The following is a 20,337-nucleotide window of genomic DNA, read 5'->3' on the forward strand; positions in this document are numbered from 1 at the left end:
CAGGGGAGGCGCCATGACACCGATGCCCGCCGCCTTCATCGGGCACGGCAACCCGATGAACGCCCTGGAACGCAACCGGTACACCGAGGCCTGGCGGGCGTTCGGCCGCTCGGTGCCGCGGCCGCGCGCGGTGCTGGTGGTCTCGGCCCACTGGTACGTGCACGCCACGGCGGTGACCGCGATGCCGCGGCCGCGCACCATCCACGACTTCTTCGGCTTCCCGCCGGAGCTGTTCGACGTGGAGTACCCCGCGCCCGGCCTCCCCGAGCTGTACGAGCAGGTCGCCGACGTGGTGAAGCCGACCTGGGTGGGCGCCGACCTGGACAGCTGGGGCATCGACCACGGCGCCTGGTCGGTGCTGCGGCACGTGTTCCCCGACGCCGACGTCCCGGTCGTGCAGCTGTCGATCAACGCGCTGAAGCCCGCCGGCTACCACCTGCAGCTCGGTGCCGACCTCGCCCCGCTGCGGGAGGACGGCGTCCTCGTGGTGGCCAGCGGCAACGTCGTGCACAACCTCGGCGGGGTCAGCCGGGCGCTGCCCGACGCCGGCTTCGACTGGGCGCGGCGCTTCGACGAGGCCGCGCGCGAACTGATGCTCGACGACCCGTCCGCGGTCGGCCGGCTCGACGGGCACCGCGACTTCGACCTCGCCGTCCCGACACCCGACCACTTCCTGCCGCTGCTCTACCTGGCGGGCATGGCCGCGGCCACCGGGACGGCGGCGGAGGTGCTCGTCGACGGCTACGCGTACGGCTCGCTGTCGATGACCTCCTACACCGTCGGTGCCCGCGTGCCCGAGACCGGAGGGAGCGGTTTCGCAGCGCCGCTGCCGGAGGACCCGCCGGCCGACGGTGCCAACATCTAGCCCGCCGCGGCCGTCGGGTCGCCCGTCGGGTCGGCCGTCGCCGGCCGCGTGGCGTCGCTGATCCGCGGGAAGGGGCGGGTGGAGAAGACGACCTCCACCGGCAGCCGGAAGAACTCCGCGATCCGCAGCGCGAGGTGCAGGCTCGGGTTGTACTCGCCGCGCTCCAGGTAGCCGACGGTCTGGTAGTGGACGCCGAGCGCCTCGGCCAGGTCCCGCCGGCTCACGCCCTGCTCGGCGCGCAGCAGCGCGATCCGGTTGAACACCGCGTCGCCGCCACGGTCGGAACTCACCGGACCCACTGCAGCGCCGCCTCCCGCGCCGACTGCACCTGCGAGCCGGACTGGCGCCGGGCCATCCGCCGCAGGACCGCCGGGGTGACCAGCAGGCCGGCGACCGCCCAGGCCAGCAGCACCAGCACGGTCGGCAGCGTGCGCCAGGTGCCGGTGAGCTCGACGACGGCGGCGCTGTCGGGCAGGAAGGCCGAGCGCATGCCGATGCCGATCCAGTAGGTCGGGAACACCTGGGCGACCGCCTGCACCCAGCCCCACATCGCCTGGATCGGGACGAAGATCCCGGAGATCGCGGTGAGCAGGAGGATCGGCAGCATCCCCCACGTGCCGACCTTCTGCACGCTCGGCACCAGGGAGCCGATGACCATGCCGATCGGCAGCGTGGCGAGCAGGCCGAGGACGATCACCCACAGCACGGTGAGCCACCCCTGCGCGCCCCGGTCCATGACGCCGTCGAAGAGCAGGAAGCTCGGCACGAGGACGACCAGCAGCATGGGCAGCAGCCCGAGCGAGTGGTACAGCAGCTGCCCGGTCACGTAGCCCGGCATGCCGTGCGGCAGCGCCTTGTGCCGCAGCAGGGTGCCGTCCTCGCGCTCCATCGCCAGCGCGTACGCCGGGCCGATGATCACGCCGAAGGCCAGCAGCGCGGCCAGGACGCCGGGCAGCGTGTAGGCCACCAGCGGGACGGTCTCGCCCGCGGCGGTGATCTCGCCGTCCCGGTTGAACCACAGGTAGAGCAGCGTGCCGCCGCCCATGAACAGGTAGAAGCCCTGGTCCTGCGGGCTGCGGACGCTGAGCAGGAACTCCGTCCAGCCCCGCCGCACCCCCAGTCCGATCGCGTGCCGCGTCGCGTTCACCGGGTCACCTCCGCCAGCGCCGGGGCGGCCGTGCGGTCGCCGGACTCGAACGTCTGGACCATCGCCAGGTAGGTGTCCTCGAGGCTGGCCCGGCGTACCTCGAGGTCGGAGACCGCGTCCCCGTGCTGCTCGAACAGCCGGCGCACGAACGCCGTGGCGTCGTCGCTGGCGTGGACGAACCGCTGGCCGTCGCACGCCCAGCGCACCTCGGCCGTGCCCGCCACCCGGCGGGCCAGCTCGTCGGCGCTGCCGTCGGCGACGATCCGCCCGCCGGTGAGGATGAGGATGCGGTCGGCGAGCTTCTCGGCCTCGTCGAGGTCGTGCGTGGTCAGCAGGATCGTGGTGCCCTCCAGGTCGGCCAGCCGGTGCACCAGGTCGTGGAAGTCGCGGCGTGCCTGCGGGTCGAAGCCCGCGGTCGGCTCGTCGAGGAAGAGCAGCTCCGGGCGGCCGATGATGCCGACGGCGACGTCCAGCCGCCGTCGCTGGCCGCCGGACAGCGTGACGACCTTGCGGTCGGCGTGCTCGGTGAGGCCGACGACCGCGAGCAGGTCGTCCACCGGCCACGGCCGCGGGTGCTGCGCGGTGGCGTAGGGCGCGTAGTAGCCGCCGAGCTGGGTGAGCAGGCGGCGCGGCGTCCACCGTGCGTGGTCGCGCCAGGACTGGAGGACGACGCCGACGCGTGCCCGCCAGGCGTCGCCGGCGCTCGCCGGTTCCTCGCCGAGCACCCGGACGCGGCCGGCCGAGGGCAGGCGGAAGCCCTCGAGGATCTCGACCGTGGTCGTCTTGCCCGCGCCGTTCGGGCCCAGGAGGCAGACCACCTCGCCGGGCAGCACCCGGAAGTCGACGCCGGTCAGGACCTCGTGGGCGCCGTAGGTCATCCGCAGGTCCTGGACCTCGATCACGGCGCCGGGGGACGGCTGGGCAGGCAGCGTCATGCGGACCTCCGCGGGTCGCCGGTGCGATGCCGTCGATAGTAGGACTGCTACATCGGCAGCACCACTACCTCAGGCGGAGGACGTCGCCGTCCCGGCGCCGAGGGCGACGACCTCGCCCACGACCCACACCGCCGGCGGCCGGATCCCCTCCTCGGCCAGCGTGCCCGCCAGCCCGGCCAGGGTGGTCCGCACGACCCGCTGGCCCGGCGTCGAGCCGTCGGCGACGACGGCGACCGGGGTGCCGGGCGCCCGGCCGTGCTCCACGAGGGTGGCGGCGATCTGCGGGGCGGTGTCCACGCCCATGAGCACGACGAGCGTGCCGCGCAGCCGGCCCAGCGCCGCCCAGTCGACCAGGGAGGCCGGGTGGCCCGGCGGCACGTGCCCGGAGACGACGACGAACTCGTGGGTGAGCCCGCGGTGGGTGACCGGGATCCCGGCCAGCGCCGGGACGCCGATCGCCGACGTCACGCCCGGCACGACCTCGACCGGCACCCCCGCGGCGACGCAGGCCTCGACCTCCTCCATGCCGCGGCCGAAGACGAACGGGTCGCCGCCCTTCAGCCGCACCACCCGCTTGCCGGCCAGGGCCCGCTCGACGAGCAGCTCGTTGATCTGCTCCTGGGCCATGTACCGGCCGCGGGGGAGCTTGGCGGCGTCGATCACCTCGACGTCGGGTGGCAGCGAGGCCAGCAGCGACTGCGGCGCGAGGTGGTCGGCGACCACGACGTCGGCCTGGGCCACGGCGTTGCGGCCGCGGACGGTGATGAGCTCGGGGTCCCCGGGGCCCCCGCCGACGAGGACGACGGTGCCGGCGGGCTGCCCGTCGGTGGCCCGCCGTGCCGTGTCGCGGAGGCTCCCGTCGGACAGGCCGGCGAGGACGGCGTCCCGGACGCCGACGGCCCGCTGCGGGTCGCCGCCCCCGTGCACGCCGATCACCAGATCGCCGTGCCGGCCCACGGCGGGGGTCCACACGCTGGAGGCGGCCCGGTCGTCGGCGCGCGCGCAGAAGATGCGCGCCGCCTCGGCCTCGGCGGCCACCGCGGCGTTCACCTCGCGGTCGTCGGTGGCGGCCACCGCGTACCAGGCACCGGCGAGGTCGCCCCGCTCGTACCGGCGCGGGAGCCAGGTGACCTGGCCGGGGGCGACCAGCGCCTCCAGCGCCGGGGTGACCTCCGGGCTGACCAGGACGACGTCGGCGCGGGCGGCCAGCAGCCCGGCCACCCGCCGGTGGGCGACCTGGCCGCCGCCGACGACGACGACGCGGCGACCGAGCAGCCGCAGGCCGACCGGGTAGACCACACCGGTGCTCGGGTGGACGGGGGTCTCGGGCATCAGTGCTTCTCGGTCACGCCGGCGGAGTCGAAGGTCGCCACGTCCTGCAGCGCCCGCGCGGCGGAGGCCACCAGCGGCAGCGCCAGCAGCGCGCCGGTGCCCTCGCCCAGCCGCAGGTCCAGGCCCAGCAGCGGCCGCAGGTCCAGGGCCTGCAGGGCGAGCGCGTGCCCCGGCTCGGCGGAGCTGTGCCCGGCCAGCGCGTACTGCAGCGCCGTCGGGCAGAGGGCGGCGGCGACGAGGGCGGCCGAGCCGGCGATGACGCCGTCGAGGAGCACCGGGACCCGCGCGGCGGCGGCGCCCAGGACGAAGCCGGCGATCGCGGCGTGCTCCAGCCCGCCCACCTCGGCGAGGGCGGCCAGCGCCTGCTCCGGCGTCGCCGGGCGCCCGGGGAGCCGGCCGACCGCGCGCTCGACGACGGCGACCTTGCGGGCCAGGGTCGGGTCGTCGACACCGGTGCCCCGGCCGGTCGCCGTAACCGCGGGCGCGCCGGTGAACGCGCAGACCAGCGCCGCGGACGCGGTGGTGTTGGCGATGCCCATGTCGCCGGTCACCAGGCAGGCGTGCTCGGCGGCCATCACGGTGGCGACGTGGATGCCGGTCTCCACCGCGCGGCGGGCCTCGTCGAGGGTCATGGCCGGGCCGACGGCGAGGTCGGCGGTACCGGGGCGGACCTTGCGGGCGACCAGCCCGTCGGCGGGCTCCAGCGGCGTGGCCACCCCGACGTCCACCACCACGACGTCGGCACCGAGCTGCGCGGCGAAGGCGTTGACCACCGCGCCGCCGGCCAGGAAGTTGGCGACCATCTGCGCGGTCACCTCCTGCGGCCACGGCGTGACGCCCTGGGCGTGCACGCCGTGGTCGGCGGCGAAGACCGCGACCCCGGCCGGCGCGGGCAGCGGCGCGGGGCACGCCCCGGCGATCCCGGCCAGCTGCGCGGCGACGTCCTCGAGCACCCCCAGCGAGCCCGGCGGCTTGGTCATGCGGTCCAGCCGCTCGCGGGCGGCGCGCTCGGCGGCGGCGTCCCGCGGGGAGACGGCGGCGATCGTCTCGCCCAGCAGCGTGCCGGGGAACGGGGTCGGGTCGGTGGTCAGCGGATCTCCTCCGGGACAGGGGGTGCGGTCCGCGACGGCGGGGACGGGACACCCAGGATCGCAGCGAGGTCTCCCGCGAACGCACGGGAGGTCCCCGGGTCGCGGACGGCGACCCGCAGGTGGTCGGCGTCCAGGCCGGGGAAGGTGTCGCCGCGGCGGACCGCCCAGCCGCGGTCCCGCAGCTGCGCGCGCACCCGCGGGCCGTCGGGGACGTGCAGCAGCACGAACGACGAGCGGGGCGCGGCGACCACCCGGGCGCCGGCCGGCAGGGCGGCCAGCAGCACCTCCCGGTGCGCGGCCAGCTCGACGGCGGCGGCGCGGGCCTCGGCGCGGGCGGCCGGCGTGGTGCACGCGGCCAGCGCGGCCAGGGCGGGGGTGGAGACCGGCCAGTGCGGCTGTGCGGCGGCCAGCGCGGCGACCAGGCCGGCCGGGCCCAGCGCGTAGCCGACCCGCAGGCCGGCCAGCCCCCAGGTCTTGGTCAGGCTGCGGACGACCAGCAGCCCGGGCAGGTCCCGCCGGCCCGCCAGCGACCCGGGCTCGCCGGGAACCGTGTCGGCGAACGCCTCGTCGACCACCAGCACCCGGCCGGGACGGGCCAGCGCGGCGACGTCGTCCGCCGGGTGCAGCACCGAGGTGGGGTTGGTCGGGTTGCCCAGCACGACCAGATCGGCGTCGGCGGGAACAGCGGCCGGGTCGAGCCGGTAGCCCGGCGCGTCGAGGACCAGCCGCTCCACCGGGTGCCCGGCGGCCCGCAGGGCGGCCTCCGGTTCGGTGAACGACGGGTGGACGACGACGGCGCGGCGCGGCGCGAGCGCCCGGGCGGCCAGCACGAACACCTCGGCGGCCCCCGCGGCCGGCAGCACCTCCTCCGGCGGGCGGCCGTGCGCGGCGGCGACGGCGGCACGGGCGGGGCCGGCGTCGGGATAGGCCGCGGCGTCGTCCAGCGCGCGGTGCAGCACCTCGCGCAGCCAGGCCGGCGGGGTGCCGGAGCGGACGTTGACCGCCAGGTCGACGAGCCCCGGGGCGAGCTCGGCGTCCCCGTGGAAGTCCAGGGTCACGAGGCCACCGCCACCGTGACCCGGCCGAGCACCGTGCGGCCCACGAGCAGCCGGCCGCCCCCGAGCAGCGCCGCCGCCTCCGCGACCGACGGCGTCCCGACCGCCGCGGCGACCCGTGCCGAGACGGTCTCGACCGGCACGCGGGCCAGCTCCGCGGCCGGGTGACCGGTCAGCGGCCAGCCGCGGGCGGCCGCGGCCGCGGCGATCCCCGGCTCGGCGGCCCGCACGTCGAGGGTGGCCAGCCGCACGTCCGACGCGCCGGGCGGCAGCACCGCGTCGACCGCGGCGAGCACCTCCTCGGCGCTGACGCCGGGGCGCGCGCCGATACCGACCCGGCAGGGTCGGCGGCGGCGGCTCTCGGGCTCGGTCACGTGACCACGCCCGGCCGGTCGGGGAGCGCGGCGAGCAGCCCGGCGACGTCGCGGGGGAGGGCCCCGCCGGGGAGCAGCCCGAGCTCCTGCAGCCGCGCGCCGACGGTGAGCGCCCACGGGCGGTCGAGCCGGGCGCGGGCCAGCAGGCCGCCGTCGCCGAGCACGGTCGCCGGGTCGCCCTGCACCACCCGCCGGTCCACCACGACGGCGACCTCGTCGGCCCAGCGCAGCGCGAGGTCGACGTCGTGGGTGCTCATGACCACCGTGGTCCCCGTGGCCTGCAGCCGGGCCAGCGCCGCGAGGGCCTCGGCGACGGCGGAGGGGTCGAGGCCGGCGGTCGGCTCGTCCAGCAGCAGCACGCACGGGCGCATCGCCACGGCGCCGGCGATGGCCACCCGCTTGCGCTCGCCGTAGGAGAGCTGGTGGGTCGGACGGGCGGCGAGGCCGTCGACGGCGAGCAGCGCCAGCGCCTCGGCGACCCGCGCGCGGACGGCGTCCTCGTCGAGCCCGAGGTTGAGCGGCCCGAACGAGACGTCCTGGGCGACCGACGCGCTGAACAGCTGGTCGTCGGGGTCCTGCAGGACCAGCTGCACCTCCTGGCGGTGGGCCCGCAGCCCGCGGCGGGTGTGCCGCAGCTCGTGGCCGTCCAGGCGGACCGTGCCGGCGGAGGGCTCCAGCGCGCCGGACAGGCAGCGCAGCAACGTCGTCTTGCCCGAGCCGTTGGCGCCGAGCAGGGCCAGGCGGCGTCCGGCGGGCACGGTCAGCGACGCGCCGTCGAGCACCCGGCGGCCGCGCTCGTAGCCGACGACCAGCCCGTCGGCGGCCAGGGACCGGTGACTCATCGGTGCGACCTCATGCGACCGCCAGCGAGGCCGACACGATGCCGGCGAGGCCGAGCACCGAGCAGACCACGAACGCGCGGGACGACGGCAGCACATCCGGCAGCACCCGCAGGCCGCTCTCCAGCCCGCGGCCGGCCAGACCCTCCTGCATGCGGCGGGCGCGGTCCCAGGACCGGGTCAGCACCGCGGCCGCCAGCAGCCCCGACGAGCGCCACGACCGCCGCCACGTCGAGTGGCCCATGCGCGCGGTCTGCGCCTCCCGGATGGTGTGCAGGCTCTCCAGCAGCACGAACAGCAGGCGGTAGACCACCCCCGCCACCTCCACCACGGCCGCCGGCACCCGCAGCCGCTGCAGCGCGGGGAGCAGGTCGGCCATCGGTGTGGTGGTGGCCAGCAGCATCATCGCCGCGCCGCCGGCGAGCGCGTGCCCGACCAGCGAGCCGGCGCGGGTGGCGGCATCGGGCGCCCAGCCGAGCCCGCCGTCGAGGGAGACCACCGCGGTGAGCGCGCCGACGGCGACGAACGCCAGCGGCCAGCGCACCGCGCGCGCGAAGGTGGCGGCCGGCACCCGGGCCGGGCCCAGCGCCAGGACGACGGCGACGGCGGCCACCAGCACGCTGCCCGGCCAGGCCGGCAGCACGAGCGCGCAGACGACCAGGCCGACGCAGAGGAGCAGCTTGTCGCCGGGAGAGCGGCGGCGCCACGCGCTGGCCCAGGCGGCGTCGTCGACGGCCAGGCCGGTCACGGTGTGCCGGTGGGTTCCTGGGTCGGGACCGGGGAGCGGCGGCCGCGGAGCCGCCCGAGCACGTAGCCCAGCACCCCGCCACCGAGGCCGGCCTGCAGGGCGAACAAGCCCGACTCGGTCTCGCCCGCGGGGCTGAAGAAGGACTCGAACCAGGGCTCGTAGCCCTCGGCCTCGAGTTCCTCGGTGACCTGGCCGTCGGCCCCGCCGTACTCGGCGCCGGGGTCGATCACCAGCGGGATCGCGAAGATCGCGACGACGGCGACGACGATGAGGGCGTTGACCCAGGTGGAGCGCTTCACGCGGGGCTCCCGGTCGTGGTGGCGGTGGTGGCCGGCGGAGCGGGGCGCAGCACGCCGAGCCGCTCGAGCTCGGGGCGGGCGTTGCGGGTCAGCACGCGGAACAGCAGGACGCCGAGCAGCCCCTCGCCGATGGCCAGCGGGATCTGGGTGAGCGCGAAGACGCCGAGGAACTTCGCCAGTGCGCCGACGAAGCCGCTGGTGGCGTCGGGGAACGCCAGCGCCAGCTGCAGCGACGTCGTCAGGTAGGTCGCCAGGTCGGCGAGGGCGACGCCGACGAACACCGCCGGCAGCAGGCCGGCGCCCGCGGCGCGGGTGGCCCGGTAGGCGCCGTACCCCGCCCACGGGCCGACGACGGCGAAGGCGACGGCGTTCGCGCCGAGCGTGGTCAGCCCGCCGTGCGCGAGCAGCAGGGCCTGGAACAGCAGCACGACCGTGCCCAGCAGCGCCATGACCGGTGGCCGGAAGAGGATCGCGCCCACGCCGGTGCCGGTCGGGTGGCTCGAGCTGCCGGTGACCGAGGGCAGCTTGATCGCGCTCAGCACCAGGGTGAACGCCCCGGCCGCGCCGAGCAGCAGGGTCGACTCGGGGTTCTCGCGCACCTCCTTGACGACGGCGCGGGCACCGTGGACGACGAAGGGTGCCGCGGCGATCGTCCAGGCGATGGCGTGCGGCGCGGGGAGGAACCCCTCAGCGATGTGCATGGTGCTCCGATCGGTCGATCGCGCGTGCGGTCCGGGAGGCGGCCGCGCAGGAGGCGACGAAACGGGCGGCGAGCTGCGGGCTGCCGGCCCAGTGCAGGTGCAGGTAGGACGCGTGCACGGACCCGGTCGCGAAGCCCTCGGCGGTGGCGCCGTCCGGCCCCGACCACTGCCAGGCAGGGGTCGCGCCGGCGCCGGGGGTCGCGGTGGTCCGGTGGAACTCGTGGCCGCGCACCCGGGTGCCGGCGGGGGCCAGCACGGAGTCGGCCGGGGCGACGGCCGCGCGGTAGCCCAGGGTCAGCCGCGGCGCCATCGCCGTGACCGCGTCCAGCACGCCGCACATCGGGTGCCCGTCGAGCTCACGGGCCAGGTAGAGCAGGCCGGCGCACTCGGCGGCCACCGGTCCGCCGCGGGCGGCGAGCGCGGAGACCTCGGCGCGCAGTGCGGCGTTGGCCGACAGCTCCGCGGCGTAGACTTCGGGGAACCCACCACCGACGACGAGGCCGGCGGTGCCCTCGGGCAGCGCCTCGTCCCGCAGCGGGTCGACGGTCACCACCTCGGCGCCGGCCGCGGCGAGCAGCTCGGCGTTCTCCGCGTAGCCGAACGTGAAGGCCGGGCCACCGGCCACCGCGATCCGCGGCCGGCCGGGCACCCGCTCCACCTCGGTGGCCGGGTCCCAGGGGACGGCGGTGAGCTCCGGCGCCGTCCGGGCCAGGGCGAGCACGGCGTCCAGGTCGACCCCGGCCGCGACGACCTCGCCGAGCCGGCGGACCGTGGCCAGCGCCTCGGCCGCCCGCTCGGCGGCGGGCACCAGGCCGAGGTGCCGCGACGGGGTGCCGGCGGCGTCGGTCCGCGGGACCGCACCCAGGACGGGGACCCCGGCGGCGTCGAGCGCCTCGCGCAGGATGGCCTCGTGCCGGGGGCTGCCCACCCGGTTGAGCACGACGCCGCCCAGCCGCACCGTGGGGTCGAAGGTCGCGAAGCCGTGCACCAGCGCCGCCACGCTCTGGGCCTGGGCGCTCGCGTCGACGACGAGCACCACCGGCGCCCGCAGCAGCCCGGCGACCTGCGCGGTGGAGCCGAAGCCCGCGGGCACGTGCGGGTGGCTGGCGCCGTCGAACAGCCCCATGACGCCCTCGACCACGGCGACGTCCGCCCCGCGCGAGCCGTGCAGGAACAGCGGGGCGATCCGCTCCTCGCCGGCCAGCCACGGGTCGAGGTTGCGGCCCGGGCGCCCGGCGGCCAGGCCCGCGTAGCCGGGGTCGATGTAGTCGGGACCGACCTTGTGCGGGCTCACCGTCAGCCCGCGCGCGGTCAGCGCCGCGACCAGCCCGGTCGTGACCGACGTCTTGCCCGCACCGCTGGTGGGGGCCGCGACCACGAGTCTGGGGACCCGGCCCGCCCCGCTCACCACGGCGTCCTCCCCCTGTTGATCATCGTCAGGTGGTCGTCCGACACGCCGGCGGGTCCAGCCACCCGCCGATGATCGCGGCCGAGGGAGCCCGGCGCGCTCACCACTCGATCCCCCGCTGGCCCTTCTGGCCGGCGTCCATCGGGTGCTTGACCTTGGTCATCTCGACGACCAGGTCGGCGGCCTCGACCAGCGCGGGGGGCGCGTCGCGGCCGGTGATGACGACGTGCTGGGTGCCGGGGCGGTCCGTGAGCGTCTGCACCACGTCGTCGACGTCCACCCAGCCCCACTTGAGCGGGTAGGTGAACTCGTCGAGCACGTAGAAACGGTGCGCCTCGGCGGCGAGGTCGCGCTTGATCTGCGCCCAGCCCTCGGCGGCATCGGCGGCGTGGTCGACGTCGGTGCCCTGCCGCCGCGACCAGCTCCAGCCGCTGCCCATCTTGTGCCAGACCACCGGCCCGCCCTCGCCGGTCTGCTCGTGCAGCCTGCCCAGCGCGGTGAGCGCGTTCTCCTCGCCCACGCGCCACTTGGCGCTCTTGACGAACTGGTAGACCGCGACCGGCCAGCCCTGGTTCCACGCCCGCATGGCCATGCCGAACGCGGCGGTGGACTTGCCCTTCATCACGCCGGTGTGCACGACCAGCAGCGGCCGGTTGCGGCGCTGCCGGGTCGTCAGCCCGTCGTCCGGCGTGACGGCGACCTTTCCCTGGGGCACGTCAGGCCGCCTCTCGCACGGCGCGGACGGTGCCGGCCAGGGTGTCGGCGGCCAGCTCCTCCAGCCGCAGGGTCTGCGCGCCGAGGTGGACGCCGAGCCGCGCGGCGAGCCCGAGCCGGACCGGCCCGGCCTCGCAGTCGACGACGACGCTCGCCGTCCCGGTCGCGGCGAGCAGCTGCGCCGCCCGGGCGGCCTGCCCGAGGGCGTCGGTCCCGCGGGCGGCGGTCGCCCGCCCGTCGGTGACGACGACGAGCAGCGGACGGCGCTGCGGCTCGCGCACCCGCTCGACCCGCAGCACCTCGTGCGCGCGCAGCAGCCCGGCGGCCAGCGGGGTGCGGCCACCGGTGGGCAGGTCGCGCAGCCGGGCGGCGGCGGCCTCGACCGACCAGGTGGGCGGCAGGGCGAGCTCGGCGTCCCCGCCGCGGAAGGTGACCAGCCCGACCTTGTCGCGCCGCTGGTAGGCGTCCAGCAGCAGCGAGAGGACGGCGCCCTTGACCGCGCCCATGCGGGCCCGCGACCCCATCGAGCCGCTGGCGTCGACGACGAAGAGCACGAGGTTGCCCTCGCGGCCCTCGAGCGTGGCCTGGCGCAGGTCCTCCCGGGCCAGGCGCAGGCCCGGGCCGCTGCGACCGCGGGCGGCCTGGTGCGGGGCGGCGGCGAGCACCGTGTCGACCAGGTGCAGCCGGCTGACAGCCCCGGCCGGCCGGACCGAGCCGACGACCCGGCCGCGCTCGGACCGTGCCCGCGACCGCCGGCCGGCCGCGCCCGCGCCGATGCCGGGCACCTCGAGCCGGCGGGTGCGGAACGGGTCGGCCGCCTCGACCGCGGCCCGCTCGGGCGCCGGAGCGGAGTCCCCGCCGCCGTCCCCGCCGGAGTGGCCACTTCGGTGGTCCTCCGGGCCGGCGTCCCCGCCGGAGTGGCCACTTCGGTGGTCCTCCGGGCCGGCGCCGTCGCCGTCGCCGTCGCCGTCGGGATCGGGGTCGGGGTCGGTCGGGTCCTGCGGGTCGGGATCGGGGTCGTCGGGGCGGGCGTCGGACAGCGCCCGGTCCAGGGTGTCCTCGTCGAGGCCGGGCGCGTCGAAGGGGTTGCGCCGCCGGCGGTGCGGGAGGGCCAGGCGGGCGGCGACCCGGACGTCGTCCTCGGTGACGGCGTCCCGGCCGCTCCACGCGGCGTGCGCGATCGCGGCGCGGGCGGTGACCAGATCGGCGCGCAACCCGTCGACGTCGAAGGCGGCGCAGACCGAGGTCACCTGGCGCAGCGCGTCGTCCCCGAGGACGACGTGCGGCAGGCGGGCCCGCGCGTCGGCGATCCGGGTGGCCAGGTCCGCCTCGTCGACGGCCCAGGCGTCGGCGAAGCCGGCCGGGTCGGCGTCGGCGGCGAACCGACGGCGGACCACCTCCGCGCGCTCGGCCGGATCGCGCGGGGCGGCGACCTCGACGGTCAGCCCGAACCGGTCGAGCAGCTGGGGGCGGAGCTCGCCCTCCTCCGGGTTCATGGTGCCGACCAGGAGGAACCGCGCCGCGTGCCGCACGGAGACGCCCTCGCGCTCGACGTAGGCGGTGCCCATGGCCGCGGCGTCGAGCAGCAGGTCGACCAGGTGGTCGTGCAGGAGGTTGACCTCGTCGACGTAGAGGACGCCGCGGTGGGCGGCGGCCAGCAGGCCGGGCTCGAAGGCCTTGACCCCCTCGGTCAGCGCACGCTCGAGGTCCAGGGACCCGACGACGCGGTCCTCCGAGGCCCCCACCGGCAGCTCGACGAGCCGGGCCGGGCGGGTGCTCGCCGGGGTGCCGGGGTCGTGCGGGCCGTCGGGGCAGGCCGGGTCGGGGGCGCCGGGGTCGCAGGCGAAGCGGCAACCGGCGACGACGCCGACCGGCGGCAGCACGGCGGTGAGGGCGCGCACCGCCGTCGACTTCGCCGTGCCCTTCTCGCCGCGGACGAGCACCCCGCCGACGGCGGGGGAGACGGCGTTGAGCAGCAGCGCAAGCCGCATGTCGGCCATGCCGACGACGGCGCTGAAGGGGAAGGTCATGACGCGGGGAACCGCATCGCAGTGGTCCTCTCCCCGGGTGTCCACGCCCGGAGGTGGCAGGGACGACGGCGGGAGTCTCCTGGCTCCCGGATCAGCGCCCGGCCCCGGCCTTCCCGCCCCGGAGGGCAGTGGCACGCGAGGGGGTCGGACTCCCCGGTCACAGTGGCGGGACCGCGCCGGAGTCGCACCGGGCTTCCTCCACTGCCGTCGCTGTGGCGCCGTCATCTCACCACGGGGACCCGGCGCGCCGACAGGCAGGCCGTGACTTGACGGAGTGGAAAGCGAGGGGGCACTCTTTCCGACATGGAAAGCAACGGGATCGACCGCGAGACCGCCGCCGCCCAGCTGGCGGTGCTGCGGGCCGACCGCGTGGCGCTGGCCGAGCGGGTCCGGGCGCCGTGGTGGTACGACCTCGCGCTCGGCCTGCTGCTGTTCGGCTTCCTGGCCTCCTACGCCCTCGACTCGCTGTGGGTCACCTTCCCGGCGCTGGTCGTCTTCGCGGCCGGCCTCGGCGCCCTGGTGTCGGCCTACCGGCGGATCACCGGCATCTGGGTGACCGTGACCTGGGGCGCCCTGGCCGCGTGGGGCGCGGTGGCCGTGCCCGTCCTCGTCGCGGCGTTCGTGCTGGCGGAGGGGTACGACCAGCGCTGGGCCATGGTGGTCGCGGGCGCCGTGCTGGGGGTCGCCGTCGTCGTCTTCGGCCGGGTCTGGAGCCGCAGGCTCGCCGCCGAGCTGCGGACGTCGCTGTGACGGGCGCGCACGCCGCGACGGTCCCGCGCTTCGACCCGGTCATCCACCCGCCGCCCAGGCTGCAGATCTGCGGCCTGCTGGCGGCCGTCGACACGATGGAGTTCGCCGCCGTGCGCGATCGGGTGGGGGTGAGCGACTCCGTCCTCTCCAAGCACGTCCGGCAGCTCGAGGAGGCCGGCTACGTGCGGGTGTCGAAGGCGACGATCGCCTCCCGGCAGCGGACCAGCCTGTCGCTCACGGTGGCCGGCCGGCGGGCCTTCGGCGCGCACGTCGCCGAGCTGCGCCGCATCACCGGGGGGTGAGCGCCCGCCTCGCCGACGTCCTGCTCGTGGCGGCGGCGGCGGTGGGTGCCGCCGTCGTCCTCGGGTTGCTGGGCCTGCCGTCGCCGGCGTTGTTCGGTGGGCTGGTCGTGGGCCTGGTCCGTGGCCTGGCCGGCCGCCGGCGGCTGGCGCTCCCGCGGCCCGCCGTCGTGGCCGCGCAGGCCGCCCTCGGCGTCTCGATCGGCTCGCTCGTCGACCCGGCCACCCTCGCCGCGCTCGGGGAGGACTGGCTGCCAGTCCTGCTCGTGGTGCTCGGGACGCTGGCGCTGAGCGTGGTCGCGGGCCTCCTGCTGCGGCTGCTGCCGGGGATCAGCCCGGTGACCGGCGCCTTCGCCATGATCGCCGGCGGCGCCTCCGGCATCACCGCGATGGCCCGCGACCTCGGTGCCGACGACCGGATGGTCGCCGTCCTGCAGTACCTGCGCGTCCTGCTCATCGTCGCGCTGATGCCCGTGGTGGCGACGGCGGCGTACGGCGCCTCCCCGGGTGCGGCTCCCGTCGTGGCGGACGGCGGGGGGCCCGGCTGGCCGCTCGGGCTGGTGTTCACCGCCGGCTGCGCGGTGGCCGGGTTCCTCCTGGCCCGGTTGCTGCACGTGCCGGTGCCCGCGCTGCTCGGCCCGCTCGTGGTGGCCGCCGCGCTGGACCTGTCCGGTCTGTCCGGAGGAGCGGAGGTGCCCGCGCCGGTGGGTGCGGCCGCCTTCGTGGTGATCGGCCTCAACGTCGGCGTCACCATGGACCGGGCCGGGCTGCGCACCATCGGCCGGGCGCTGCCGGTGGCGCTGGCCGTCATCGTCGGCCTCGTGGTCGCCTGCGCCGGGCTGGGTGCGGTGCTGGCCGCGGCCACCGGTGCCGGCGAGCTCGACGCCTACCTCGCCACGACGCCCGGCGGGCTCTACGCCGTCCTGGCGACGGCGACCGGGAGCGGTGCGGACGCGACGTTCGTGCTCGCCGTCCAGGTGCTGCGGCTGTTCGTGATGCTGGGCGCGGCGCCGCTGATCGCCCGCCGGCTGCGCCCGCGCCCCGGGTGAGCCCCCGCCCCGGCGGTGTGGACGGACCCCGGCGGGGGCGGAGCGCGCCTACCCTCGACCGGGTGCCCGACGAGCGGAGGGGGAGCGAGCTGTCCGAGCAGGTGGAGGCCGACGACACCGTGCTGCTGTTCGTCGGTGGCCCGCTGGACGGCCGCGTCGAGGTGCGCCCGGCGCGGCACGGCGACCCGCTGCCCACGGTGACCCACGTGCACCTGCACGACGGGCCCAAGGTCGTCAGCCGCTACGACCTGCAGGAGCTGCCCGGCGCGGCCGGCGTCTACCACCTGCGCCCGCCGGCCCGACCCCGCAGCCGGGACGAGGCCGCACGCGGTCGCGAGGACTCCGCCGGCTGAGCCGGGGCGGCGGACGACGTGGCCACTCCTACTGCCGTGTTGACTTCCTAATGGTTTTAGGTCGATGCTGGGGGGCATGACCGAGGCCGCGCCCCTCGACCGCCGGCAGCGCCGGCGGCGGGAGACGATCGAGCAGGTGCTCGACGTCGCCGCCGAGGTGATGGCCGAGCAGGGCGTCGCCGGGCTGACGCTGGGCGAGGTCGCCCGGCGCATGGGGATCCGCCCACCGTCGCTGTACGTCTACTTCGACGGGAAGAACGCCCTCTACGACGCGCTGTTCGAACGCGGCTGGCGGCTGCTCCTCGAGGCGATGGCGTCGCTGCCGCCGCCCACCGGGGAGGACGCCGCCGCCGAGGTCCGGCGCTTCGGCGGCGCCTTCGTCCGCTGGGCCGTCGAGCACCCCGCGTACGCGCCGCTGATGTTCTGGCGGCCGGTACCCGGCTTCACGCCCTCGGCCGGGGCCTATGCCCCGGCCGTCGAGATGGCGCTGCGGGGACGGGCGTTCGTCCGCATGCTGCGCGACGGCGGAGCGCTGGCGGCCGACACCGACGTCGACCTCGCCTTCCGGACCTGGACCGCGGTCGTCGTCGGGGTCATCAGCCAGCAGCTGTCCAACGCGCCGGACGAGCCGTTCGAGACCGGGGCGTTCACCGTCGTGCTCCCGCACGTCCTGGCGATGTGGCTCGCCCACCACAGCGCCCGGGGAGTTCCGTCGTCCGACTGAGAGGCCGCCGCCGTGACCACGAGTTCCGCCGTCCGTCCCCCCGCCGCTCTGCGCGCCGCGGCGATCCCCCGCGACGCCGCGCTCCGGCTGGCGGCCACCGAGTACACCCGCTTCGCCGCGTTGCTGGCGGCTCTGGAGCCCGACGAGTGGACCCGCCCGACCGACTGCACCGGGTGGGACGTCCGGGCCATGAGCGCCCACGTGCTCGGCATGGCCCGGATGGTGGCCTCGCCGCTGCAGTTCGTCCGGCAGAACGCGATCACCGCGCGCTCGGGTGGCGGCATCGACGCGCTGACGGCGCTGCAGGTCCGCGACTCCGCGGAGCTCTCGACGGCGGAGCTGGCCGATCGCACGGCCGCCGTGGGCCCCGCCGCCGTCCGCGGCAGGCGCCGGCTGGCGCGCGTCCTGGGCCGGCTGCCGCTCCTCGAGCGGCAGGTGGTCGGCGAGGAGCGCGAGTGGTGGTCCTTCGGCTTCCTGTTCGACGTGATCCTCACCCGGGACACGTGGATGCACCGGGTCGACGTCTGCCGCGCCACCGGCCGCGAGCCGGAGCTGACGGCCGGGCACGACGGCGTCCTGGTGGCCGACGTCGTCGCCGAGTGGGCCGGCCGGCACGCCCGCCCGTACCGGCTGCGCCTGACCGGGCCGGCCGGCGGCGCGTGGAGCTCGGGCGAGCCCCCGGCCGGCGACGACCTGGAGCTCGACGCGGTCGAGTTCTGCCGGCTGCTGTCCGGCCGCGGGACCGGCACGGGCCTGCTCGCCCAGCAGGTCCCCTTCTGAGATCCGCCCCGAGGAGGCACCAGATGAACGTCCTGCGCCCGCTGCCCGACGTGACCGTGCTGTCCGATCCGCAGGAGGTGCCCACGATCGGTCACCTCGCGGTCAACGCGTTCGTGCTGCACGCCGAGGAACCGGTGGTCGTGGACACGGGCGTGGGCCTGGCCGACCGGCGCTTCGTCGAGGACCTCGCCGCCGTGGTCGATCCCACCGACGTCCGCTGGATCTGGCTCACCCACCCCGACCGGGACCACACCGGCGGCCTGTACGACCTGCTCGAGGCCGCGCCCCGTGCGCGGGTGGTGACGACCTTCCTGTCGGTCGGGATCCTGTCCACCGAGCGGCCCCTGCCGATGGAGCGGGTGCACCTGCTCAACCCCGGTCAGGCGCTGTCCGTGGGCGACCGCGACCTGCTGGCCCTGCGGCCGCCGCTGTACGACAGCCCGGCCACCACCGGCTTCCTGGACTCCCGCAGCGGCGTCCTCGTCACGTCGGACTGCTTCGGTGCCCCGCTGGCCGACGCCGAGCTGGCCGGCGCCGACGACGTCCGCGCGGTCGAGGCGGACGAGCTCCGCGCGGCGCAGCTGTTGTGGGCGACGGTCGACAGTCCCTGGGTGCACCGCGTCGATCGGGCGGCCTACGCCGACGAGGTGCAGGCGCTGCGGGCCCTCGCCCCGTCGGCGGTGCTGAGCACGCACCTGCCGCCGGCCGTCGGCGCGCTGGAGGGCCTCTTCGACACGCTGCTGCTGGCGCCGGAGGCCGCGCCGTTCACCGGCCCGGACCAGGCGGCCCTGGAGGCCATGCTCGCCGGGTTCGCCCCCCTCCCCACGCCGGCGTGAGCGGCCTCACCACCCCTGCACCCGCCGGGCGGCGGTGACGACCTCCTCGAACAGCGCGCGGCCCAGCGCGGCACCCTCGCGGCGGACGTCGCCCGGCTCGAGCAGCAGGAGGCGGTCCAGCCGCACCTCGCTGGGCCGGCCGCGGCTGTCCCAGCCGCCGCTGCCGACGTCCATCCACACCCGGCCGTGGCGGGCCTCGTCGGCGGCGTCGCGGTCGTGGTCCTTGCTGGTGAGCATCAACCCGAGCAAGGACCGGCCCCGGCGGCCCAGCACCAGGACGGGGCGGTCCTTGCCCCGGCCGTCGCCCTCGTCGTAGGGGACCCAGGCCCACACCACCTCCCCGGGGTCGGGGCGCCCGTCGTCGCGCGGCCGGTAGACGAGGTCCACGTCGCCCGGGTCCTGGACCCGCCCGGCCGCGGCCGGACGCGGAGCCGGCGACGCCCCCGGGGACGCGCGGGGGGACGGCGGAGGAGTGCGGCGGGCGGAGCGGGTCGCGGGTTCGAGGACGGTGCGCAGCAGGTCGGTGAGCCGCCGCCCGAGAGACGCCATGCGGGCACCGTACGCAGGCACACGGTCGCCCCACGGGTAACTCGTGACACATCGACATCATTCGGTCACGGAAGCGGTTGGGAACGCCGATAAGGGGGCACCATGTGTCGCGGAGCGGTCGGGGGGCCGTTCTGCGAGAGGAGAGCCCATGTCCTCGGCCGAGCCCGTGCCGCCGTCCGTCCTCCGTCCCCGCGACGTGAAGGCCAGCGTGCTGGCCGCCTTCCAGTTGGTGGAGGACGCGCGCTACTCCGGAACGGGGCGGCGGAGCAGACGGGACCGGCACCGGGCCGCGGCCGAGCGCACGGTGGCCTCCCGCCGCCTGGCGCGCGACCTCAGGGCCGGCTGAACGGGACCTCCGCAGGCGACCTAGGCGACGCAGAACTCGTTGCCCTCGGGGTCGGCCAGCGTCGCCCACTGCATCGGGCCCTGGCTCGCCCGCCACAGCTGCGTCGCGCCCATGCCGAGCAACCGGGCGACCTCGTCCTCACGCCGGTCGGCGCCCACGTGCAGGTCCAGGTGGACGCGGTTCTTGCCGGCCTTCGCCTCGGTCGAGCGCTGGAACAGCACGCGCGGCCGGCCCGGGTCGGGCGAGCGCAGCGCGGTGCCCAGCCGCCAGACGAGCGCGCCCCGGTGGGTCGTCGTCTCGTCCTCGGTCGCGTGTCCCTCGGCCACCATGCGGCGGATGAAGTCCGCGTCCTGCGGCTCCACCTCCCAGCCCAGCGCCTCGGCCCACCAGTCGGCCAGCACGTGGGGGTCGGCGGAGTCGATCGTCACCTGGATCTCGGTCGCCATGCCCGCGCAGGCTAGGGCAGCCGACCGACAGCGGGCGTCCTCACAGCTCGGGGAGCAGCCCGGCCCGCAGGACGTCGTCCGGCGGCAGCGGCACGGGCAGCCGGCAGTGGTCGCGGAAGACCGTGCCGATCGCCGGGAAGTCGCCGCGGTCCCCCCAGGTCTCCGGGGCCCACAGGCCCGAGCGGATCAGCGACTTCGCGCACTGGAAGTACGCCCGCTGCACGTCCACGACGAGCACCGACAGCGGCGCCCTGCCGAACTCGGTCAGGTCGAGGCCGAGGTCGTCGGGGCCCACGATCGTCGCCGTCCCGTAGACCCGCAGCACCTCCTCGATCCGCGGCACCACGAACATCAGCGCCACCTTCGGGTTGGCGGCCACGTTCCGCAGGCTGTCGATCCGGTTGTTGCCGGGCCGGTCGGGCAGCGCGAGGCGGTGCTCGTCGAGCACCTTGACGAACCCGCGCTCGCCGCCGCGCGGCGAGACGTCGGGCCAGCCGTCGGCGTCGGCGGTGGCCAGCGTCGCCCACGGGGAGATCTCGATGAACGCCCGGCAGTGCGGGTCGATCCGGTCGATCACCTTGTCCAGGGGGATCCGGTTCGGCGCGCGGTAGAGGGCCAGGGGCTCCTGGGGAGGACCGGTCACGCCGCCGACGGTAGACCGCCCCAC

26 protein-coding genes and 1 riboswitch are annotated in these 20,337 nt (G+C 76.7%); of the genes, 9 read left to right on the top strand and 17 right to left on the bottom strand.

Annotation, left to right across the window (positions count from 1 at the left end):
• The first annotated feature begins 13 nt into the window (after positions 1-13).
• Positions 14-865, top strand: a complete 852-nt coding sequence (ygiD, locus tag ACK586_RS13955) for a 4,5-DOPA-extradiol-dioxygenase (RefSeq protein ID WP_409331091.1) — start codon at positions 14-16, stop codon at positions 863-865.
• Here the strand turns inward: ygiD and ACK586_RS13960 are convergent.
• The 14 genes from ACK586_RS13960 to ACK586_RS14025 form a co-directional block, all read right to left on the bottom strand.
• Complete coding sequence (locus ACK586_RS13960) at positions 862-1,155, bottom strand: helix-turn-helix transcriptional regulator (RefSeq protein ID WP_409331092.1); 294 nt, start codon at positions 1,153-1,155, stop codon at positions 862-864. The two genes, ygiD and ACK586_RS13960, sit on opposite strands and share 4 nt — an antisense overlap.
• On the bottom strand, positions 1,152-2,012 hold the full coding sequence (locus tag ACK586_RS13965) for an ABC transporter permease (protein WP_409331093.1): 861 nt from the start codon (positions 2,010-2,012) through the stop codon (positions 1,152-1,154). The genes ACK586_RS13960 and ACK586_RS13965 overlap by 4 nt, the downstream gene beginning before the upstream one ends.
• Positions 2,009-2,947, bottom strand: coding sequence for an ABC transporter ATP-binding protein (locus tag ACK586_RS13970; protein ID WP_409331094.1), 939 nt, complete (start codon positions 2,945-2,947; stop codon positions 2,009-2,011). Before ACK586_RS13970 ends, ACK586_RS13965 begins: the two co-directional genes overlap by 4 nt.
• A 69-nt stretch (positions 2,948-3,016) precedes the next feature.
• Positions 3,017-4,279, bottom strand: coding sequence for a uroporphyrinogen-III C-methyltransferase (cobA, locus tag ACK586_RS13975; protein WP_409331095.1), 1,263 nt, complete (start codon positions 4,277-4,279; stop codon positions 3,017-3,019).
• A complete protein-coding gene (gene cobT, locus ACK586_RS13980; RefSeq protein WP_409331134.1) occupies positions 4,279-5,370 on the bottom strand; it encodes a nicotinate-nucleotide--dimethylbenzimidazole phosphoribosyltransferase in 1,092 nt (363 codons plus the stop codon). Before cobT ends, cobA begins: the two co-directional genes overlap by 1 nt.
• The gene (cobC, locus tag ACK586_RS13985; RefSeq protein ID WP_409331096.1) at positions 5,367-6,428 is read right to left on the bottom strand and encodes an Rv2231c family histidinol phosphate aminotransferase CobC; all 1,062 of its coding nucleotides are present in this window, start codon (positions 6,426-6,428) and stop codon (positions 5,367-5,369) included. Before cobC ends, cobT begins: the two co-directional genes overlap by 4 nt.
• Entirely contained in the window at positions 6,425-6,799 is a 375-nt protein-coding gene (locus tag ACK586_RS13990) for a cobalamin biosynthesis protein (protein WP_409331097.1), read from the bottom strand. Before ACK586_RS13990 ends, cobC begins: the two co-directional genes overlap by 4 nt.
• Entirely contained in the window at positions 6,796-7,641 is an 846-nt protein-coding gene (locus ACK586_RS13995; protein ID WP_409331098.1) for an energy-coupling factor ABC transporter ATP-binding protein, read from the bottom strand. Before ACK586_RS13995 ends, ACK586_RS13990 begins: the two co-directional genes overlap by 4 nt.
• Before the next feature lie 10 nt (positions 7,642-7,651).
• Positions 7,652-8,386, bottom strand: a complete 735-nt coding sequence (gene cbiQ / locus ACK586_RS14000) for a cobalt ECF transporter T component CbiQ (RefSeq protein WP_409331099.1) — start codon at positions 8,384-8,386, stop codon at positions 7,652-7,654.
• Entirely contained in the window at positions 8,383-8,685 is a 303-nt protein-coding gene (locus ACK586_RS14005; RefSeq protein WP_409331100.1) for an energy-coupling factor ABC transporter substrate-binding protein, read from the bottom strand. The genes cbiQ and ACK586_RS14005 overlap by 4 nt, the downstream gene beginning before the upstream one ends.
• Complete coding sequence (locus ACK586_RS14010) at positions 8,682-9,386, bottom strand: energy-coupling factor ABC transporter permease (protein WP_409331101.1); 705 nt, start codon at positions 9,384-9,386, stop codon at positions 8,682-8,684. Before ACK586_RS14010 ends, ACK586_RS14005 begins: the two co-directional genes overlap by 4 nt.
• Positions 9,373-10,794, bottom strand: coding sequence for a cobyrinic acid a,c-diamide synthase CobB (locus ACK586_RS14015; protein ID WP_409331102.1), 1,422 nt, complete (start codon positions 10,792-10,794; stop codon positions 9,373-9,375). Before ACK586_RS14015 ends, ACK586_RS14010 begins: the two co-directional genes overlap by 14 nt.
• Before the next feature lie 100 nt (positions 10,795-10,894).
• Positions 10,895-11,509, bottom strand: a complete 615-nt coding sequence (gene cobO, locus ACK586_RS14020; RefSeq protein ID WP_409331103.1) for a cob(I)yrinic acid a,c-diamide adenosyltransferase — start codon at positions 11,507-11,509, stop codon at positions 10,895-10,897.
• Position 11,510: 1 nt separating this feature from the next.
• Entirely contained in the window at positions 11,511-13,538 is a 2,028-nt protein-coding gene (locus ACK586_RS14025; protein WP_409331104.1) for a putative cobaltochelatase, read from the bottom strand.
• 50 nt (positions 13,539-13,588) lie between these two features.
• Positions 13,589-13,776, bottom strand: a riboswitch (cobalamin riboswitch).
• A 65-nt stretch (positions 13,777-13,841) separates the two neighbouring features.
• Between ACK586_RS14025 and ACK586_RS14030 the strand changes: the two genes are divergently transcribed.
• The 7 genes from ACK586_RS14030 (at position 13,842) to ACK586_RS14060 (ending at position 18,329) form a co-directional block, all read left to right on the top strand.
• Positions 13,842-14,288 carry a hypothetical protein gene (locus ACK586_RS14030; RefSeq protein ID WP_409331105.1) on the top strand — a complete coding sequence of 149 codons (447 nt, stop codon included), beginning with the start codon at positions 13,842-13,844 and terminating at the stop codon, positions 14,286-14,288.
• A complete protein-coding gene (locus tag ACK586_RS14035; protein WP_409331106.1) occupies positions 14,285-14,590 on the top strand; it encodes a transcriptional regulator in 306 nt (101 codons plus the stop codon). The genes ACK586_RS14030 and ACK586_RS14035 overlap by 4 nt, the downstream gene beginning before the upstream one ends.
• Entirely contained in the window at positions 14,587-15,636 is a 1,050-nt protein-coding gene (locus ACK586_RS14040; protein ID WP_409331107.1) for an AbrB family transcriptional regulator, read from the top strand. The genes ACK586_RS14035 and ACK586_RS14040 overlap by 4 nt, the downstream gene beginning before the upstream one ends.
• 62 nt (positions 15,637-15,698) lie before the next feature.
• Positions 15,699-15,989, top strand: coding sequence for a hypothetical protein (locus tag ACK586_RS14045; protein WP_409331108.1), 291 nt, complete (start codon positions 15,699-15,701; stop codon positions 15,987-15,989).
• 76 nt (positions 15,990-16,065) lie between these two features.
• Positions 16,066-16,713 carry a TetR/AcrR family transcriptional regulator gene (locus ACK586_RS14050; protein WP_409331109.1) on the top strand — a complete coding sequence of 216 codons (648 nt, stop codon included), beginning with the start codon at positions 16,066-16,068 and terminating at the stop codon, positions 16,711-16,713.
• A gap of 12 nt (positions 16,714-16,725) precedes the next feature.
• Positions 16,726-17,493: a maleylpyruvate isomerase family mycothiol-dependent enzyme gene (locus ACK586_RS14055; RefSeq protein ID WP_409331110.1), complete on the top strand. Its 768-nt coding sequence runs from the start codon at positions 16,726-16,728 to the stop codon at positions 17,491-17,493.
• Between the two features lie 23 nt (positions 17,494-17,516).
• The gene (locus tag ACK586_RS14060) at positions 17,517-18,329 is read left to right on the top strand and encodes an MBL fold metallo-hydrolase (protein WP_409331111.1); all 813 of its coding nucleotides are present in this window, start codon (positions 17,517-17,519) and stop codon (positions 18,327-18,329) included.
• Positions 18,330-18,335: 6 nt separating this feature from the next.
• Here ACK586_RS14060 and ACK586_RS14065 read toward each other — a convergent pair whose 3' ends face one another.
• Positions 18,336-18,878, bottom strand: a complete 543-nt coding sequence (locus ACK586_RS14065; protein WP_409331112.1) for a type II toxin-antitoxin system PemK/MazF family toxin — start codon at positions 18,876-18,878, stop codon at positions 18,336-18,338.
• 148 nt (positions 18,879-19,026) lie between these two features.
• Between ACK586_RS14065 and ACK586_RS14070 the strand changes: the two genes are divergently transcribed.
• Positions 19,027-19,224, top strand: coding sequence for a hypothetical protein (locus ACK586_RS14070; RefSeq protein WP_409331113.1), 198 nt, complete (start codon positions 19,027-19,029; stop codon positions 19,222-19,224).
• Positions 19,225-19,244: 20 nt separating this feature from the next.
• On the opposite strand, the gene ACK586_RS14075 is transcribed toward ACK586_RS14070, so the two are convergent.
• Positions 19,245-19,670 carry a VOC family protein gene (locus ACK586_RS14075; RefSeq protein WP_409331114.1) on the bottom strand — a complete coding sequence of 142 codons (426 nt, stop codon included), beginning with the start codon at positions 19,668-19,670 and terminating at the stop codon, positions 19,245-19,247.
• A 40-nt stretch (positions 19,671-19,710) separates the two neighbouring features.
• On the bottom strand, positions 19,711-20,313 hold the full coding sequence (locus ACK586_RS14080) for an MSMEG_1061 family FMN-dependent PPOX-type flavoprotein (RefSeq protein WP_409331115.1): 603 nt from the start codon (positions 20,311-20,313) through the stop codon (positions 19,711-19,713).
• Positions 20,314-20,337: the final 24 nt, after the last annotated feature.

The sequence above is a fragment of the Trujillonella humicola genome (assembly GCF_046233715.1).
GTDB classification, from domain to species: Bacteria; Actinomycetota; Actinomycetes; order Mycobacteriales; family Geodermatophilaceae; genus Trujillonella; species Trujillonella humicola.

Excerpts from the sequence above, each read along its gene's own strand:
- ygiD (WP_409331091.1), top strand. The coding sequence starts at position 14 with ATGACACCGATGCCCGCCGCCTTCATCGGGCACGGCAACCCGATGAAC.
- ACK586_RS13970 (WP_409331094.1), bottom strand. The coding sequence starts at position 2,947 with ATGACGCTGCCTGCCCAGCCGTCCCCCGGCGCCGTGATCGAGGTCCAG.
- cobA (WP_409331095.1), bottom strand. The coding sequence starts at position 4,279 with ATGCCCGAGACCCCCGTCCACCCGAGCACCGGTGTGGTCTACCCGGTC.
- ACK586_RS13995 (WP_409331098.1), bottom strand. The coding sequence starts at position 7,641 with ATGAGTCACCGGTCCCTGGCCGCCGACGGGCTGGTCGTCGGCTACGAG.
- ACK586_RS14010 (WP_409331101.1), bottom strand. The coding sequence starts at position 9,386 with ATGCACATCGCTGAGGGGTTCCTCCCCGCGCCGCACGCCATCGCCTGG.
- ACK586_RS14025 (WP_409331104.1), bottom strand. The coding sequence starts at position 13,538 with ATGACCTTCCCCTTCAGCGCCGTCGTCGGCATGGCCGACATGCGGCTT.
- ACK586_RS14030 (WP_409331105.1), top strand. The coding sequence starts at position 13,842 with ATGGAAAGCAACGGGATCGACCGCGAGACCGCCGCCGCCCAGCTGGCG.
- ACK586_RS14050 (WP_409331109.1), top strand. The coding sequence starts at position 16,066 with ATGACCGAGGCCGCGCCCCTCGACCGCCGGCAGCGCCGGCGGCGGGAG.
- ACK586_RS14060 (WP_409331111.1), top strand. The coding sequence starts at position 17,517 with ATGAACGTCCTGCGCCCGCTGCCCGACGTGACCGTGCTGTCCGATCCG.
- ACK586_RS14065 (WP_409331112.1), bottom strand. The coding sequence starts at position 18,878 with ATGGCGTCTCTCGGGCGGCGGCTCACCGACCTGCTGCGCACCGTCCTC.
- ACK586_RS14070 (WP_409331113.1), top strand. The coding sequence starts at position 19,027 with ATGTCCTCGGCCGAGCCCGTGCCGCCGTCCGTCCTCCGTCCCCGCGAC.
- ACK586_RS14075 (WP_409331114.1), bottom strand. The coding sequence starts at position 19,670 with ATGGCGACCGAGATCCAGGTGACGATCGACTCCGCCGACCCCCACGTG.